The sequence below is a fragment of the Alicyclobacillus tolerans genome (assembly GCF_900142255.1).
GTDB classification, from domain to species: Bacteria; Bacillota; Bacilli; order Alicyclobacillales; family Alicyclobacillaceae; genus Alicyclobacillus_I; species Alicyclobacillus_I tolerans.
The window spans coordinates 44,871-62,078 of the sequence record NZ_FRAF01000005.1 but is presented as its reverse complement, the minus strand read 5'-3'; the positions used below and the strand labels follow the sequence as shown (position 1 = coordinate 62,078).

The following is a 17,208-nucleotide window of genomic DNA, read 5'->3' as shown; positions in this document are numbered from 1 at the left end:
ATGAGTAAAAAAGGTCTCCAATCTTATGAAAGCGTCCTCTTTTTCTGAACTTGGTTTGTATGATAAACTATCTTCAATCTTATTTCAACGAAATTTCAATTCGTTTTCGAAAATTTTTTCGCTATTTTAGGTTGGGAGTGAGAAACCTTGACCACCTCCATCGACAGCGCCATGATGCGACGTTTTAATAAAACAGCTGTCTTTCGAACCATCTACCAAAATGCCCCTATCTCTCGGGTGGATATTGCCAATTTACTTGAAATGAATAAAGCAACCATCTCTTCCATTGTTGACGAACTCATTGCGGAAGAGTTTGTTATCGAGATTGGTTATGGTGAATCACGCGGCGGCCGCAAACCCATGTTGCTCTCCCTGAACGAAAACGCCGGCTACTGCATTGGTATCGATGTACAGATTACTCATGTGACTGTTGCCCTCTGCAACCTGAGCGGCAAAATCATAGAACAACATCACGAACCCATCTATCTGTCTGATGGAATGAGTGTTCAGGAAGCACTGTTGCAGAGTCTTATTGCTGCTTCAAAAAAGGTGATTTCTAAAGCACCAACGAGTAAATACGGCGTCATTGGAGCAGGTGTGGCCATCCCTGGCATGGTCAATTCACAAACCGGATATCTGCATTATTTGCCGAACCTTGAAATTCATGAGTGGAACTTCTTAGAAAGCTTGCGCGCAAATCTAAAAATCCCTATTTTTATTGACAACGACGCGAATTGTGGCGCATTAGCTGTACAACAAACCTGCCATCTGAACCATCTGGTCTTTGTCAACGTAGGCATGGGAACAGGTGTGGGTATTATCACCAATGGCAATCTGATTCATGGATACGATGGAATTGCAGGAGAATTTGGACACACAACCATTGCTGCAATGGGGCTGAAATGTTCTTGCGGCTCATATGGATGTTGGGAACAATACGCTTCCGAACGGGCACTTCTTCGTTACCTTCAGGAGGTTGGGGCTTATAATCTCCCCTCATTCCCGAGTGCGCATTTTATTGAGGAGTGTGTTCTACGCGCTGATACGGGCGATGCTCTCTATATTCGCGCCTTCCAAACTCTTGGTCAACATATTGGCATTGGGCTTGCTAATGTATTAAATGGATTGAATCCGCAAATTGCCATGATTGGTGGACCGATTGTGTTAGCAGGAAACTATATCTTGCCCGATATTGAACGCACAGTCGCCAATCGCGCTGTTTCCCTCAATCGCCGTGTCAAAGTACACATTGCCTCACCTGAGACGGTTGTACATGGCGCTGCCCAGCTTGTACTTCGTTCTCTGCTGCTGGTGGATATAGAAAGTTTAAAAGAGAGCGGCGAATTTCCAACCCCGCTTACTTTGCCACATTAAATCAAAGTCTAAGAATTGATGCCATTTGAATCCTGAGGTTTGGGCAGAGGATAGGTGTATCTTGGCAATCGAATGGTTACTTGGGTACCGTGACCTGGTTTACTTTCAATAACCAACTCCCCTTGATGCTCAGATACTAATTTATTGGCAATCATTAAACCAATTCCTATCCCTCGCTCGGAAGTGCCGTAAAAAGGTTCTCCTAGGTGGCGAACACGTTCTATGGACATGCCAACTCCAGTGTCAATAATTTGCCAAACGACTTTATTTTCTCTTATTTCAAGTAAAATGGTTAATCTCCCACCCTGCCCCATAGCTTCAAGCGCATTTTGCCAAATACAAGCAAACGCTCTGCCCAAAGCGTGCGGATGGCCTAAAATCCACACATCTTCTTCTATCACTCGTTCATCCACATAAACACTCTGTTGCTGCGCTTTACTCCTTACTTCTTCCATCCATATGTTCAACCATTCGCGCAAATTGAAGTAAATAGCAGTCGATGCGGAAAGAGAATGCGCTAGTTGCAAATAGTCGTTAATCACCTGTTCTATATTGGTCAGTTCGCTATACATCATTTGCCAATATTTCGGATGATCTTTATATAAATCACGTGAAAGTTGCAAAAATCCTTTAATTGAAGTAACTGGATTACGAATTTCATGAGCGACACCCGCAGCCATTTGACTGACCACTGCCAACCGATCCGCCTTAGCCACTTTCTCTCGCCACTGCTCTCGTTCTGTCACGTTATTGACCACGAGTACCACACCAAGCAAACGCTCCTGCTCATTCATGGCGGGAGATATATCGAGATCGAACGCAATAAAATGATTCGCGCGATGCTCATGAAATGTAAACTGTTGTGACTTTTCTGTTTCCAGAGCCTTTTGATAACCTTTCACAATTTTTGACATGTTATCTTCGGAAAGAAATTTCCAAGCAACCGCTTCCAGCGACTGCCCACAAAAATCACCGCAATTTTCAATTAAATTGCCAGAGCAATATCGAATGATTTGCGATTTATCCACAAACACGATGTATCGATTGATATTCTCCGCAACCAGCCGATAATGAAAATGGAGCTCCTGCTGCTTTTCGCGCAATTCATTGAAATGATAAATCAGCATGGAGAAGCTGATATAAGGAATTGCAATCCAGAACAGGTCGTTGCGAATATTTGTATCATTGGTGGTTACCACGATTAACGAGCGCCAAAGTCCTATAACGGCAGCCAGAAGCGGCCAGAGCCAATAGGATTGACGCAACAAAACATATCGCCATCCACCATAAAAGAACTTTTTGGGATTGCGAATCACAACTTGTCTTGTATCTATAAGCCACTGAATAAATTCAAACAGAAATACTGATGAAACCGCCAGTGCCAATGGAGGCCAGCCCTCAGCAAGGTTCATAAATCCATCTGTAATCAGGTAGCCTAGAGCAAAAGAAAAATAGCGCCTGACAGATTGGGCAAAATTTATACGAATAGATAGTTCACGTGATACAATCCAATTGGAAGAAAGCAGAGTACCCACCAATAAAGCAAGACTAAGCCAAAGCGGTGCACTGCGAAAGATTAATAAATTTGCCACCAATGTGCCTGGAAAAATGATTAGCCTGCCTATTTTAACTGGAAATAAAATGAAAACCTGCGCCAACACAAACAAAAATAACAGAATCAACAAATGGTTATGATTCGTTTGTAAAAATGTGAAAGTATATAACACTCCGGTCAAAAACAATCCTGCCCAAAATCTTGTCCGCCATTTCAAGAGTGTAGTCTTCCTTTTATCTGCAATATTCACTTACAAAGAGGTGTTTGGGTGAACCTACCCATGAATTGACAACTAAAATAAACGTGTAGTATGTTCATGAAATGAAAATGTACGGGGTAGATCTAGTGTATCATATGACCCGGGAAAATGTTCATATAGAAGAAAAATAATTTGTCCCTGTATTTGATTAGGAAAACACCGACAGATAATTACGACCTGAGACTCCAGAGCGTTTAACTGTCGGTGCCTTTGAATTTCACATCATCTTTACATCGAGAACCGTCTATATCCATCTCACAAAGTCCCCCTGGCAAAACCTATGATGACCAGAACAACCATAGCCAGAATGTAGATCCGCAATCCCCAGAACACCACATTGACCCAACCCTTTACTTTGGCTCTTTGCAAAGGTGCATGAACGGGAATGGGTGTCACCTTGTTGAGTTCTACCAAAACATCATTTTTTTCTGCCGATCCGTTGTTCAACATGTGGTTCAACCTCCCTGTCTATCGAAATGAACTCACTCATGGTTTTTCTCGTCACGAGAAGAGATTGGGGAATATAACCGTCAAACCATACAGACCATTCAGTACTACGAGCAGGCCAATAATGACGAATCCGGAAATATTTTGCCATTTTTGATTGACATATTCCCCCATAACCTCTTTGTCATTCAGAAGCAAGAGCAAGAAGAGCAATGCGGCAGGCATAAAGATGGACGCAATTACCTGCACCAGCATATTCAAGAAACCAAGTGGAGCATGCGGAATCATGACAATAGCAGCCGCCAAAACCGCACTAAGAATTCCCGGCAAATAAAACTTCCAAGCTTTCAGAGCTGGCATGTTGATGCTCTTTGGCCAATGGAACGCTTCCCCCATAGCCCAAGATGTACTGGCCGTCAAGGCAATGGCCGCTATCGTACCCGCTTCAACCAATCCTAGCGCAAACAATTTCTCTCCAGTGGGCCCTAAGCGACGTCCAATAATATCCATAATTTGCGAGATATTGAGATTGGCGTTACCCGTACCATGAACAAGCGAACCCGTCAAAACGATGATAGCCAGCGCTACAAGAACCATAGCCAGCGTACCAATGCCTGTATCCAGACGACCGTGTTTAATATCTTTCACCGTCAAACCTTTATCTACCACCGAGGATTGCTGAAAGAAGAGCATCCACGGAGCAATGGTTGTTCCAAAGTTAGCCAATACAATGAACAAGAACATGGCTGTAAATCCGCCAGGAATGTTCCAGTTGGCAAAAGATGCCGCCACCACCGACCAATGAGGTTTAGCCATCAGCACAAGCGGGATAAAAATCAAGTTACCTGCCGCAATCCAGAGTGAGATGCGCTCCCAAGTATAGTAGCGCAGAACCAGCAGGACAAAAACGTCCAAAGCAATCGCCAGAACATCGCTGATCCAAGTGGGTACTCCAAATACACCCATGCCAATTTTAATGCCAATGAACTCAGTAACCAGGGTCAAGACATTCGCGATAACGAGATCGACCAGTGAAAACCAGCCCCAAAAGGAACCATATCGACCCCATATCATTTCGGCATGACCGCGATGGGTGACAGCACCAAGACGAACGGTCATTTCCTGTACGACATAAGCAATAAAGCCAGCAATAATCAGCGATGGGATAAAGAAACCTATACCGTAAGTCGCGCCAGTCTGCGCATAGGTGATGACGCCGCCAGCGTCATTATCAGCAATCATGGTCAAAACGCCAGGGCCTATCAAAACGAGAAGCAACATGATTTTGGCCCAAATTCCACGCTTAGCATGGAGAGAGGCAACACGCTGCATATCCTGCTGGCGAATTTTCCAATCCAGTTGTGCGTCTGTTTCAATATAGTTTAGATTTTTTGCCATTGGACTCACCTCGGAATTCGGGATAGGAGGACAGTCTCCCCCTGTAAAGAAAACTCATGCAAAACGACAATGAAAAAATTTGACTAGTTCGACTAGGGGAACTATCCATACCTACCACCTCCTTCCTTGTTTTGAGCCCGACACTACGAAACCCCCTAAGACCACAGTCCTAGGGGGTTATGTGAACGCGCAAATACAACACGCGTCTACATTCATTATCCCCCTGGTTGAGCTTTGGCACTATACGACTTAGGGATTCCCCCAGCCACATTAAGTAAAGCCTTAAGCCGGCAGTACCTGTTCAACCCATTGGCGTGTTTCCACGTTTCCGGGCAGTGGCATCTTTTCGTATAGAAGCCTCGCCTAACGAGGACTTCACTTGCATTCAGTTTTTATGTTGCCATGATATGAACAGAATTATCAAAGGTGACTGGACACAAGACCATTTATTCTTCATAGTCAATGACACGCTTATTATGCGCAGTCCACACAAGTTTGTCAATGCTTAGAAAGCGCTTTTATCAGAAATTACCTCATTTTATTTTATTTTTTCGCTTCGTCAATTCGCTTCTGCAACGCGTCCCAAAGTGTGGTAAACGACTTACTAAAACTATCCAATCCTTCTCTCAGTAAAACCTTGCCAACTTCCTCTAAATCCAGTCCAATTGCGCGCAAATCATGGACCGTTTTCTCTGCGTTAGACAAATCCGCATCAACCGTGCGCGAAAATTGTTCTGCTTTGAGAATATGCTCAAGTGTCACTGGAGGGACTGTGTTGACAGTTTGCGGGCCTACCAACGTCTCCACATAAAGTAATGGTGAATAACTAGGGTTTTTTGTGCTGGTAGACGCCCACAGCGGACGTTGGGGTTGGGCTCCTGCATCAGAAAGTTTTTTCCATCTATCACTCTGACTAACTTTCATAAAGTGCTGATACGCAAGTTGAGCGTTGGCCACCGCAGCTTTGCCCTGCAGCTCCTGGTTTCCTTTTTCCTGCAACTGATGGTCTACATGCGTGTCTACTCGACTGACGAAGAAACTGGCTACAGAAGCCACATGCAGAGACTGCCCTGCTTGATGGCGAGCTTCCAAACCGCGAATATAAGCTTCGAGCACTTGAGCGTATTGATGCAAGCCAAAAATTAACGTTACGTTAACGTTAACACCTTCCCGAATCAATTCTTGAACCGCTCCGATGCCCGCGTCAGTTGCCGGAACTTTAATCATCAAATTGGGTTGTTGCAGAGCTCGCCATAGACGTAATGCTTCTTTTACAGTACCCTCTTGGTCTTGAGCCAGACGGGGCGAAACTTCCAGACTAACGTATCCATCTTCGCCTTTGGACTCATCATAAACAGGACGCAATAATTTGGCCACAGCCAGAATATCGTGAAAGACAAGATCATCATACAATTCATCGAGTGTAAAATTTTTGCGAACCGCTTCAGCAATCGCTTCATCATAATGGTGTCCGCCCAGAATCGCCTTTTCAAAAATGGTTGGGTTGGAGGTGACTCCACGCACTCCTTGACTAATCAGTTTAGCCATTTCCCCCGATTCAATCAGACCGCGTTCTACATTGTCATACCATATACTCTGACCAAGTTGATGCAATTGTTGCAGTGCGTTCATTCTCCACCACTCTCCTGCCAACAGTATCCTATTGTCTTTCTTCCCTTATCATACCGCCGAATTCATTGGACTACCAAACAAATGAAAGGAAGTTTTCAATCATCCATAGTAGAATACCCCAAAATCCACCGCTTACTTCCATGGGCTCATTAGACATCCTTGATAGCAGCTCGCCGCACGTAACGCAAAATGAAATATAACATGCAGGCCACAAAGAGAATCATGAGAAATAAAATCATCAGGGAGTGAAGCGGATGCCGTTCTGGCTGAATCCAACTTTGCAGTACAGGAATACTCATGATGATTTGCGTAGTAATCGTAATCGGCAGAAAAACGAGTGTGATGAGGCCAAACAATTGAGATGAGCGCATATCACGGCGCATCATCTTGTCGCGCAAAGCCGCATCACGGGAACGATAGAGTTCGGCCAGATAATTATCAATGTCGTGAACCTCTTGTTTGAGATCGAGAAACATTTCGGTAACATGAAAGATGGACTGCCAACGTCGATAAATCGTATTTCTTTCTTCACTGACGGAGGCTTGACGAAAATAACACCGAGACGAGAAATCGTAAATCTGCTCACGAATTTTGCGAGCTCGTTCGCCGCGCCTCGGTGAAACTGCCAGATTCGCCATCTCTGAAGCATAGCGCAATATGGAGAGACGCTGATGAAAGGGAACCAGCATCATATAAAAATAGTTTGTGCGAAACGACTCCATAGCTCGCGGCCGCTCACCTTGGTAATGGGCCAGTCCATTATCGTAGGCAAGCACAAAACCGCCATCTAAAGATTGAGAATGAATCACATTGTGGTAAGGCATATAATTATGCCCTTCTTCATCCACGTGCAATTGCGAAAAACGACTGATATGATTGGGCGTAAACGTCTTGCGAAGAATCGTCAAATGGCTTTCCGCGAAGTGAAAAAACTGTTCATCCAGCCGTTCAATCGGCTCTGAAGCGCGCGTTGGGTGAAGAAGCAGCGCACCGTAAATCGGCAAAAAACGATCGATCATTGGGGTGATGGAAAGATGGTCGTCTTCCCGAAATGGCAATAATAGTAATTCATCCAGCAAAGATTTCAGTGTGTAAGACTTATGTAAATCGCACCAATCCGCATATTCGTTATCTAGAAAAAGTTTCGATTCTCTGTCCATCTCTTCTTCCTGAAACACACTACCCACCACGCGAAAGGGAACACCATTCGTAATAGAAGCCAATTGGGCATTGGTTTGTTCCACTTGTTCGATGGTGAGAGGCGCTTTAGGACATGGGCCACCTTCAGCAAGCGGTTCAATTTCAATGGAGATAAACCCTACACCGTTATAGAATATATCCATCTCAATGGAAGCGATGCGAAATGCGCAAGCCAAGGAAGGCTGTTGAAAAGCAAACACCAATCGTGGACTGATGCAAGCGTCATTCATTCGAAAACGCCTGTGGTTATCTGGTAATTTTAGATACTGTTTGACGTAGGGGAGCATGTTGTCTAATTCTGCAAGGTCGTACTCGTGTTCTACCCACACTCGGCGCACCCATTGTGATTCCACAAAATAGTCACTCACTTTGGGATGTGCCGAATCCGCGTAGCCTGCAATATCCACATCAAAAAGAAAGGGGAAAAGGAATTTGGTCCAAGTGCTTCCAATCTTCCATGTCTCATGGCCGTTGCCGTAATTCCCGTCGCTGGTTTGGCTCACTAGATTCCACTCATCCGGATGAGACCAACGGTCACTCTCACCTTTCATATCCATCCGACTCCTACATATCTATTTCCTTTTTCGTCACCTTACACAGAATGCGCTCGCGGCGCAAGTGCCAAGGCAATGAGCGGAAAAAAGCCGGTCATTTTGCCGATCCGCTATTCAATGATGGATTCAAAATGTTCCGCATCGTTAAACAGAGGATGGCGTTTGTCTTTGTCAGAAAGAACAGGCTGACTATACGGCCAATCGATGGCAAGCGACGGATCGGACCAAAGAATGCCGCAGTCATGCTCAGGACTGTAGGGCGCATCCACTTTGTATTGAACTTCAGTTTGAGGAACGAGTGTGCAAAAACCATGCGCAAACCCGCGCGGAACCCAAAGCTGGCGAAAATTGCTGGCGGTGAGCAGAAAACCCCGCCACTGTCCGAATGTCGGCGATGACTTGCGAATGTCCACCACCACATCGTAGATAGCACCGCTCGTCACACGTACCAGTTTGCCCTGTGCAGCAGGTGGTTTTTGGTAGTGCAAACCACGAAGTGTTCCGGCTTCTGCAGAGAGGGAATGATTGTCTTGGACAAATTCTTCTGCTACACCCAAATCTTTCAGCTGATCGCGACGAAAGCTTTCCAGAAAAAATCCTCGATGATCTCCATGGACAACGGGTTCAAGCAAAAGAACTCCGTTTAGGCAACGGTCTATCACTTTCACACGTCAACATTCCCTTCTTTGTATTCGCCTATTTCTTGCAAATACGCTCGCAAGCCATCTTGCCAAGCCGGTAATCGCGGCATTCCGTTGACGCGAAGCGCTAAATTGTCCAACACTGAATAGGCGGGACGGGGCGCCGGGCGGGGAAATTCGATTGTGCTGCAAGGCTCCAGTCGCGCAGGCAAACTGGCAAGGCGAAAAATTTCCGCCGCAAAGTCGTACCATGAACAGTGACCGCCACCTGTCAGATGATAAATGCCGTACACATCCTGCTCAGACAACGCTAATAGTGCGGCGGCCAAATGCCTAGTATAGGTGGGGCTGCCAATTTGATCATCCACTACACGCACAACTTCGCGTGTACGTCCAAGCTGCAGCATGGTACGCACAAAATTATTTCCATGTTCTCCGTACACCCAAGCGGTGCGAGCAATCATCAGGCGCCGGCAAACCATCTGCGCCAGTTCCTCACCAGCACGCTTGGATTTTCCGTAGACCGATTGTGGCGCGGTTGGATGATGTTCGCTATACGGTTGGTTTGCGCAACCGTCAAAAACATAATCAGTACTCACATAGACAAGCCGCGCTCCAACTTCTTCGGAAGCTAACGCTACATTGCGTGTACCATAGGCGTTCACGCGAAACGCAGTGTCTGCGTCCGACTCAGCCGCATCCACCGCTGTATAGGCGGCACAGTGAATCACTGCCTCAGGCATTTGCATAGAAATTACACGCCGCGTTTCGTCCAAATGGGTGATGTCCAGCTCGTGACGTGTAGCAGCAAAAACTTCATGGCCTTTCTGCAGGGCCAGACGAACCACATCATAACCTAGTTGACCGTTTGCGCCTGTCACCAACACTTTCATGATGCGTCTCCACCGTATTGCAATGCGTAGAATCGTTGATACTCTCCAGACTTGACACGTTCACACCATTCCTGATGCGTTACATACCATTCAACCGTTTCGCGTAAACCTGTCTCAAAAGTGTGGATCGGTTTCCAGCCAAGTTCCTGTTCAATTCGCGTCGGGTCTATCGCATAACGCAAATCATGTCCCGGTCTGTCGGTCACAAATTGAATCAGACTTTCTGGTTTGCCTAGCACACGCAAAATGTCTCGTACCACATCGATGTTGCGACGTTCATTGTGACCGCCAATGTTGTAGACACGTCCTGGAACACCACTGCGCAAAACGAGATCGACCGCCCGACAATGATCTTCTACATGCAGCCAATCGCGTACGTTCTCTCCGGTCCCGTAAACGGGCAGCGGCTTATTCTCCAACGCATTTAAAATCATCAGAGGGATGAGCTTTTCGGGAAACTGATAGGGGCCATAGTTATTGGAACAACGCGTAATATTGACGTTTAACCCATAGGTTTCATGATAGGCTCGGACGAGTAAATCTGAACCAGCCTTACTCGCGGAGTAGGGACTATTGGGCGAAAGCGGCGTTTCCTCGGTAAAATAACCGGTTGAGCCAAGCGTGCCATACACCTCGTCTGTGGACACATGAACAAACTTCTGAATTCTCGACTGTCTGGCCACGTCAAGAAGCACTTGTGTCCCGAGCACGTTGGTTTCCACAAACGCGGCTGGCTCGTGAATACTGCGGTCGACATGCGACTCTGCCGCAAAATGGACTATAGCCTCAATCCCATGTTTCTGGACGATCTCGCTGAGTTTCTGGCCATCACGGATATCTCCATGAACAAACTGGTAATGGGGATGTTGTTGTATATCTTGCAGGCTTTCTAAATTGCCTGCATACGTTAAAGCATCATAATTGACAAGAGTGTCGTCAGGATGATGCAAAAGCGTATAGCGTACAAAGTTGCTTCCAATAAAACCAGCACCGCCAGTGACAAGAATGCGCATGAGAACCTCCGGGGGGATAAAAAGTTTGATTAGATTTCATAACCATGCTAACTAATTTAATATATTTTGTATATGTTTATAATCGTTTTGAAATTCTACGAGTAATTCTTTACTACTATCGTATTTAATCCCTATTTCTAATGCCCAATTAATAAGACCTGCCATATCAAGCTCCTCATTTTTTTCATAAAACTCTTTTAATAAATCTGGTCTTGAATACATAATTTCTATTATCCTATCAACTGCATTTTTTAACTTGCCTTTTTCATTATTTGTTCTATTATAATCAATTACATTTTCCGCTATTTCCATTAGTTTTTTTAAACTAGGAACAAATTTAGTGCTGCGCGAAGCGTCGAATCTAAAATCCTCGTACAGTAATGAAAGATTTATATTATAGTATGGGTCTTTCTTTATAATATGATCCCATTTTTTTTGCATATAAAATACTTCATTATAGTTCACATTTTTCCCTCGTGATAATGATTCGTAGTGCATTAACTCTGCATATGGTGTAAATACGCAAAGATATCCAGCCTCTCTTATTCTTAAACACAAATCAACATCGTTAAAAGCAACAGCTAGATATTCATCATTAAATCCTCCTACTTTTTCAAACACATTCCTTGGTACCATCATACATGCAGCAGTTACCGCTGAATAGTTTCGAATATCTACAAGCATAGAAAAGTATCCACTTGAATATTTATTACTAAATTTATGCGAGTGCCCAGCAATACCACCAATCCCCAATATCACACCTGCATGCTGTACTTTATTATTGGGATAATATAATTTTGCTCCTACCACTCCCACTTCTTTACGTTGTGCATGTTGCAACATTTGTTCTATCCAATCCTCTGAAATCACTTCTATATCATTATTAAGGAACAATAGATATGCTCCCGTCGACTCTTTAACTGCAAGATTATTTAATTTCGAATAATTAAATGGAATATCATACCTAAGAATTTTATATTCGCGCAAAGATTCAAGATACTCTAATGTATTTTTATCCTTACTACCATTGTCCACTATTAGAATTTCAATATTCTTATAACTACTTTTTTTAATACTATCCAAACAATTCTTCAATAATTCAAAATTATCTCGAATGGGAATAATTATTGATACTAATGGTTCTTCTACTATCCTTCTTTCAACTCTATAATGCCCCGGTATAATTGTATCAAGCACTATTGCATCCTCGCCGCGACGAATTAATGCAGCTTGAATGGCTTTTTTTCCTGCTTCTTGCGCATATGACTTAGAGTCAAATGATGAAGCAGTAGAACCTGGCACTCTTCTCCAATGATAAAGAATTTTTGGAACATGAACAATTATGTTCGATACCTCTGTCATCCTTAATAAAAGATCATAATCTTGTACCCCATCATATTCACTATTTAAATTTCCTACTTTATCAAGCAAATCTCTTTTATATACAGTAATGTGGTTTATATAATTGCATGATAGTAAATAATCAGCGGAATAATCTGGTTTAAAAAAAGCATCTTCATATCCTTTTTCTCCTATTTTATCTTCATCTGAATATAATATATCAAAATGAGTTTCATTCCATTTTTTTGCCACTTCATATAATGCATATGGCGCAAGCGTATCATCATGATCAAGAAAAGTAATTAATTTCCCACACGCATTTGAGATTGCAATATTTGTATTTTGGCTAATTCCACTATTTTTTTTATTGATAAAAACCTTAATTCGACTATCAACCTTACTTAATTCACTAAGTTTATTTACTGTATTTCTATCCGATGAATTATCATCAGAAATTATAAGTTCCCAGTTGCTATAGGGTTGAATAAGCAACGAATTAACTGCATCATTTAGCCATTCAACCTTTGTATTAAAAGTTGGCATAACTACCGAAATAAGCGGTTTTTCTTTCCAACTACTTATTTCAGCCTCAATTTGATTTTTTTTATTTAAAAATTCAATCTCATTATTTTTCTGCCAATGATCATATGAAACAATATTTGAATTCAATTCAGTAATTGTTTTATTATAAATCCGATGCATCGTTTGCCTTATTCCAAACCTTTTTATTGATAAAAATATCTTGTTCAAATAAAAAAACGGATGTTTTATATAATTTCTTATAACTCTCAAAAAATTTAGCATCTTCCAACCCTTTGTGTTTATAATTGAATTTAAACTTTCATCTAAAAATTTGATCTTTTCTTTTATTTTATGATTTTCTTCTTTGATTATTTTATTTTTTTCACTTAAAATTTGAAGTTCATTTTCTTTGTCTTTAATAAATGATTTTAATTTATTTATCTCTATTTCCATTTGATTTAGTTGGTTTATTAATATATCTCCACTTTCATTCATTCGGGTTAAATCAGAATTAAAATCTTCAATAATATCAGCGAATTCTTGATTAATAATTTTTATAGAACCAAATTGTACACATAATTCATCATAATCATTTATATTGATATTTTTGATTATAATTTGAGGATCGTTATTTAAACAAATTAATTTATTATCTTTAATCAATATATTATTACATTGAAGATCCAAAAGATTCAATTCAATCGGTTTCATTAATGCTTCTTTCTTATACAAAAAGATTTTAAAATCACCAATAATTGCTGGAGCATTTACTGGATCAATTCTTACTTTAAAATATTCATTTTGGATTTTAAAATTTATTTTGAGATTTTCTTTATTTATAATTATTTTTCTTAAGGATACTTCTTGAGAAATTTGCTCTGAAAATTCCAAATCATCCTTTCCCCAATATAATTTCATAAAATAGCTTGATAGATTTTCAATATTCAAATTTTCAATGTCTAGAAAAGCATGCAACTCATTTAACAACTTTATATTTAAATCATTTTCTAAAATTAGTTTTCCAGCATATGTAATAATGTTTGTCATTAATTCAGAACTATTTTTATCAAATAATATAGGCTTGATTCCACTTGGAATCTCTTTTCCAACAGCTATTAATCCTAATCCATTTGAAATTTTTATTTCAAAATTAGGATAATGATTTTTGATTTCCTCCCAGAATTTCCATACACCAAAGCTAGAATCTTTAACTTGTGTATCATGAAAAATAACAACTGCTTTTTCACTTAATTTTGGATACCAATTTAAAAAGTCGTTTTTTACAGCTTCATAAGTATGTAATCCATCTATGTGTAATAAATCAATTGTGTTATTCTCAAAATAATTTTTTGCCTCATCAAACGTAGTTCGTATTAAAGTTGAGAAATCACCATATCGTTCATTATTGTACTTCAGAAGTTCATTATAAATATTTTCTTCATAGAAACCTGCATGTATATCTCCTTTCCATGTATCAACAGCATAACATTGAGTATTAATATTGTATAATTTTACAGCTTGGCAAAAACTACAATAAGAATCCCCCTTATGAGTTCCTAATTCAACAAACAGCTTAGGCTTTATTGCAGCAATTAAAAAAAATGCAAATGGCATATGTCCATGCCAAGATGTAACGTCCGTTCTTAATTCAGGAATATTTAAATTTTGCAAAGCAACAATAAAATTTTTCATATCATTCTCTGATATATTATTCATTTTATCCCTCTCAACATTAATCAAATTATCAAAATAACTTTAGAAAACGTTTTATATTAACTGTTTTTCCATAAAGGATTCATTATACTTATCAATAACTATATCTTTGTTGCCAATTTCAAAGATTTTCGAACAATGTAGCCAAACGACTTCATCACATATCCTCCTTACAGCGTTTGAATCATGACTTACCAGTACAATTGTCCTATTTTTATTTTTTAATTCTTCCATTTTTCTCATACATTTCGCTTGAAAAGCCGCATCTCCGACGGCTAGGACTTCATCTAGCAACAATATATCTGGCTCAATCAGTGTTGCTATAGAAAACGCTAGTCTCATATACATTCCAGATGAATAGCCACGAATCGGTTCATAAATAAAATCACCGAGTTCAGAAAACTCAATTATCTCATCCACGCGTTTGCTTAATTCTTTTTTAGAAAGCCCCATTAATGAACCATTAAGAAAAATATTTTCTAACCCAGTAAACTCCGGATGAAACCCAGCTCCAAGTTCCAACAAACTTGAAACTCTACCATTTACTTCTACAGTTCCTGTATCTGGATATAATATTCTTGAAATAATTTTTAACAATGTGCTTTTACCAGAACCATTCACACCAATAAGCCCTATAGTTGTACCTCTCTCTATATCTAAAGATACATTATCAAGTGCAATAAATTCTTTGTGTTTTGCTCTGCCTGCATATAGAAGCTTCTCTTTTAAAGTCTGGTTTCTCTCCCCGTATATCTTAAATTTCTTTGTTACATTCTTCACTCTAATTGCATAATCCACTTGTGCCATTCTAAACTTCCTCCGCAAATCGACGATTCAATTTATTAAATATCATCCAGCCAATCCCTAAAATTATCAAACTAAATAATACTGCATATGCAAACAGCTTCCATCTTAACGGTTGATGATAATAAAGGATTCCTTGAAAAGAAACAACGAAATCCGTTATTGGATTTAATTTAAAAAACTCTGCATACTTATGTGGAATCATACTCAAAGAATAAACAACAGGTGTTACATAAAACCAAGCCATTAAAAATATATTAAGAACATGCTCTACATCTCTTAAATATACATTAATAGATGAAAACAAAAGTGCAAAACCTGCTGTTGCAATTGCCTCAAACAGCAAAACCAACGGTAACAGACACCAGGACCACGAAGGATAAATTCCTGATAATATCAAGAACGGTATTAATATCGCTAGTGAAAATATATAATTAATTACACTTGAAGCCACAATAGCAAGTGGTAAAATTTCTCTTGGAAAGTAGATTTTTTTGACTAAAGATGCTTGTCTTACAATAACACCAGATGCAGAACTCAATGAAGTTGAAAATAAATTCCATGCTAACAAGCCTATAAAAAGAAAAGCTGCATAATGCGGGATATTCGATCTCATAATTAACGAAAAAACTGCTGAATAGACCAATAGCATCAATAAAGGATTTAAAAATGTCCACAGGAACCCAAGCACTGATCCTTTATATCTTGTTCTTAAATCTGAGGTAACCAATCCCCAAAACATAGTTCGATAATCGTAAACCTCTCGAATTCTCGAAAACATTATATCCTCCAATTTTACAAATCTATTTGCCCATTATCTCCAATAACAAAATTATATGCTTTTGGTTTATTATTCTGTTTTTGTATTTTTACTCCCTTGCCAATTAAACTAAAATCTATCCTGCACTGTATATCGGAAATTTTCACTTCTTTTAATACTATGCTATTTTCTATTTCACTATTTTTTATTTCTACATTCTCCGAAATGGCTGTAAATGGTCCAATATACGTATCCTCAACAACACTACCGCTACCTATAATCAGTGGACCTCGCAATGTGCTTTTGATGACTTTTGCTCCTTTTTCAACAACAACTCGTCCTATAATTTGTGAATGTTCACATACATAACCATCCACTCGAGAATCAATTTGTTCCAGCATCATTCTGTTAGCTTCCAAGACATCCTCTGGTTTCCCTGTATCTTTCCACCATCCATCAATAATGTGCGCATCCACTCTAAAGTTTTGATCAACAAGATATTGAATAGCGTCTGTTATCTCTAATTCATTACGCCAAGAAGGCTGAATCGAATGTACAGCTTGAAAAATATGATTATCAAAAAGATATACTCCAACAAGCGCCAAATCACTTGGTGGATTTTTGGGTTTCTCAACCAAACGTATAACTCTTCCACCATCCAGTTCAGCAACACCAAATCTTTGTGGTTCATCTACACGTGACAAAAGAATTAGTGAATTAGGCTTCTCTCTCTGAAATTGTTCAACAAATGATTTAACTCCCTGTCTAACCAAATTGTCTCCTAAAAACATAAGAAAATCATCTTGTCCAATAAAATCTTCCGCTATTTTAACAGCATGCGCCAATCCAAGTGGCGCCTCTTGAGGAATGTATGTAAAACTCACTCCCCACTCACTACCATCACCTAATGCGGAAATCACTTCATCTTTGGTTTCTCCAACAATAACCCCTATTTCTTCTATACCCGCTTCCTTAATGGCCTCGATAGCATAATAAAGAATCGGTTTATTAGCAACTGGAATTAATTGTTTGGCATTCGTGTATGTTAAAGGTCTTAATCGACTTCCTGTCCCACCGCTCAATATGAGTGCCTTCATTTATA

General features: G+C 40.4%; 13 protein-coding genes and 1 riboswitch. Of the genes, 1 reads left to right on the top strand and 12 read right to left on the bottom strand.

Features of this window, described 5'->3' with window-relative positions:
* Positions 1-147 precede the first annotated feature (147 nt).
* Positions 148-1,374 carry an ROK family transcriptional regulator gene (locus tag BUA75_RS03965; protein WP_072873295.1) on the top strand — a complete coding sequence of 409 codons (1,227 nt, stop codon included), beginning with the start codon at positions 148-150 and terminating at the stop codon, positions 1,372-1,374.
* Between the two features lie 8 nt (positions 1,375-1,382).
* Here BUA75_RS03965 and BUA75_RS03960 read toward each other — a convergent pair whose 3' ends face one another.
* The 12 genes from BUA75_RS03960 to BUA75_RS03905 all read right to left on the bottom strand — a co-directional run bounded on the left by BUA75_RS03960 (position 1,383) and on the right by BUA75_RS03905 (position 17,203).
* Positions 1,383-3,146 carry an ATP-binding protein gene (locus tag BUA75_RS03960; RefSeq protein ID WP_072873294.1) on the bottom strand — a complete coding sequence of 588 codons (1,764 nt, stop codon included), beginning with the start codon at positions 3,144-3,146 and terminating at the stop codon, positions 1,383-1,385.
* A 297-nt stretch (positions 3,147-3,443) separates the two neighbouring features.
* Complete coding sequence (locus tag BUA75_RS03955) at positions 3,444-3,638, bottom strand: hypothetical protein (RefSeq protein WP_072873293.1); 195 nt, start codon at positions 3,636-3,638, stop codon at positions 3,444-3,446.
* A 51-nt stretch (positions 3,639-3,689) separates the two neighbouring features.
* Positions 3,690-5,033: an NRAMP family divalent metal transporter gene (locus tag BUA75_RS03950; protein WP_072873292.1), complete on the bottom strand. Its 1,344-nt coding sequence runs from the start codon at positions 5,031-5,033 to the stop codon at positions 3,690-3,692.
* 213 nt (positions 5,034-5,246) lie between these two features.
* A riboswitch (M-box (ykoK) riboswitch) is annotated at positions 5,247-5,411 on the bottom strand.
* A gap of 165 nt (positions 5,412-5,576) precedes the next feature.
* Positions 5,577-6,665, bottom strand: a complete 1,089-nt coding sequence (tal, locus tag BUA75_RS03945) for a transaldolase (RefSeq protein ID WP_072873291.1) — start codon at positions 6,663-6,665, stop codon at positions 5,577-5,579.
* A 149-nt stretch (positions 6,666-6,814) separates the two neighbouring features.
* Positions 6,815-8,416: a hypothetical protein gene (locus BUA75_RS03940; protein WP_072873290.1), complete on the bottom strand. Its 1,602-nt coding sequence runs from the start codon at positions 8,414-8,416 to the stop codon at positions 6,815-6,817.
* A gap of 113 nt (positions 8,417-8,529) precedes the next feature.
* A complete protein-coding gene (gene rfbC / locus BUA75_RS03935) occupies positions 8,530-9,087 on the bottom strand; it encodes a dTDP-4-dehydrorhamnose 3,5-epimerase (RefSeq protein ID WP_072873289.1) in 558 nt (185 codons plus the stop codon).
* Entirely contained in the window at positions 9,084-9,953 is an 870-nt protein-coding gene (gene rfbD, locus BUA75_RS03930; protein WP_072873288.1) for a dTDP-4-dehydrorhamnose reductase, read from the bottom strand. Before rfbD ends, rfbC begins: the two co-directional genes overlap by 4 nt.
* The gene (gene rfbB / locus BUA75_RS03925) at positions 9,950-10,966 is read right to left on the bottom strand and encodes a dTDP-glucose 4,6-dehydratase (protein ID WP_072873287.1); all 1,017 of its coding nucleotides are present in this window, start codon (positions 10,964-10,966) and stop codon (positions 9,950-9,952) included. Before rfbB ends, rfbD begins: the two co-directional genes overlap by 4 nt.
* Before the next feature lie 51 nt (positions 10,967-11,017).
* Positions 11,018-14,545, bottom strand: a complete 3,528-nt coding sequence (locus BUA75_RS03920) for a glycosyltransferase family 2 protein (RefSeq protein WP_072873286.1) — start codon at positions 14,543-14,545, stop codon at positions 11,018-11,020.
* A gap of 51 nt (positions 14,546-14,596) precedes the next feature.
* Positions 14,597-15,349, bottom strand: coding sequence for an ABC transporter ATP-binding protein (locus tag BUA75_RS03915; protein WP_072873285.1), 753 nt, complete (start codon positions 15,347-15,349; stop codon positions 14,597-14,599).
* A 1-nt stretch (position 15,350) separates the two neighbouring features.
* A complete protein-coding gene (locus tag BUA75_RS03910; protein ID WP_242650243.1) occupies positions 15,351-16,088 on the bottom strand; it encodes an ABC transporter permease in 738 nt (245 codons plus the stop codon).
* A gap of 53 nt (positions 16,089-16,141) precedes the next feature.
* Positions 16,142-17,203, bottom strand: a complete 1,062-nt coding sequence (locus BUA75_RS03905) for a glucose-1-phosphate thymidylyltransferase (RefSeq protein WP_072873283.1) — start codon at positions 17,201-17,203, stop codon at positions 16,142-16,144.
* Positions 17,204-17,208 lie beyond the last annotated feature (5 nt).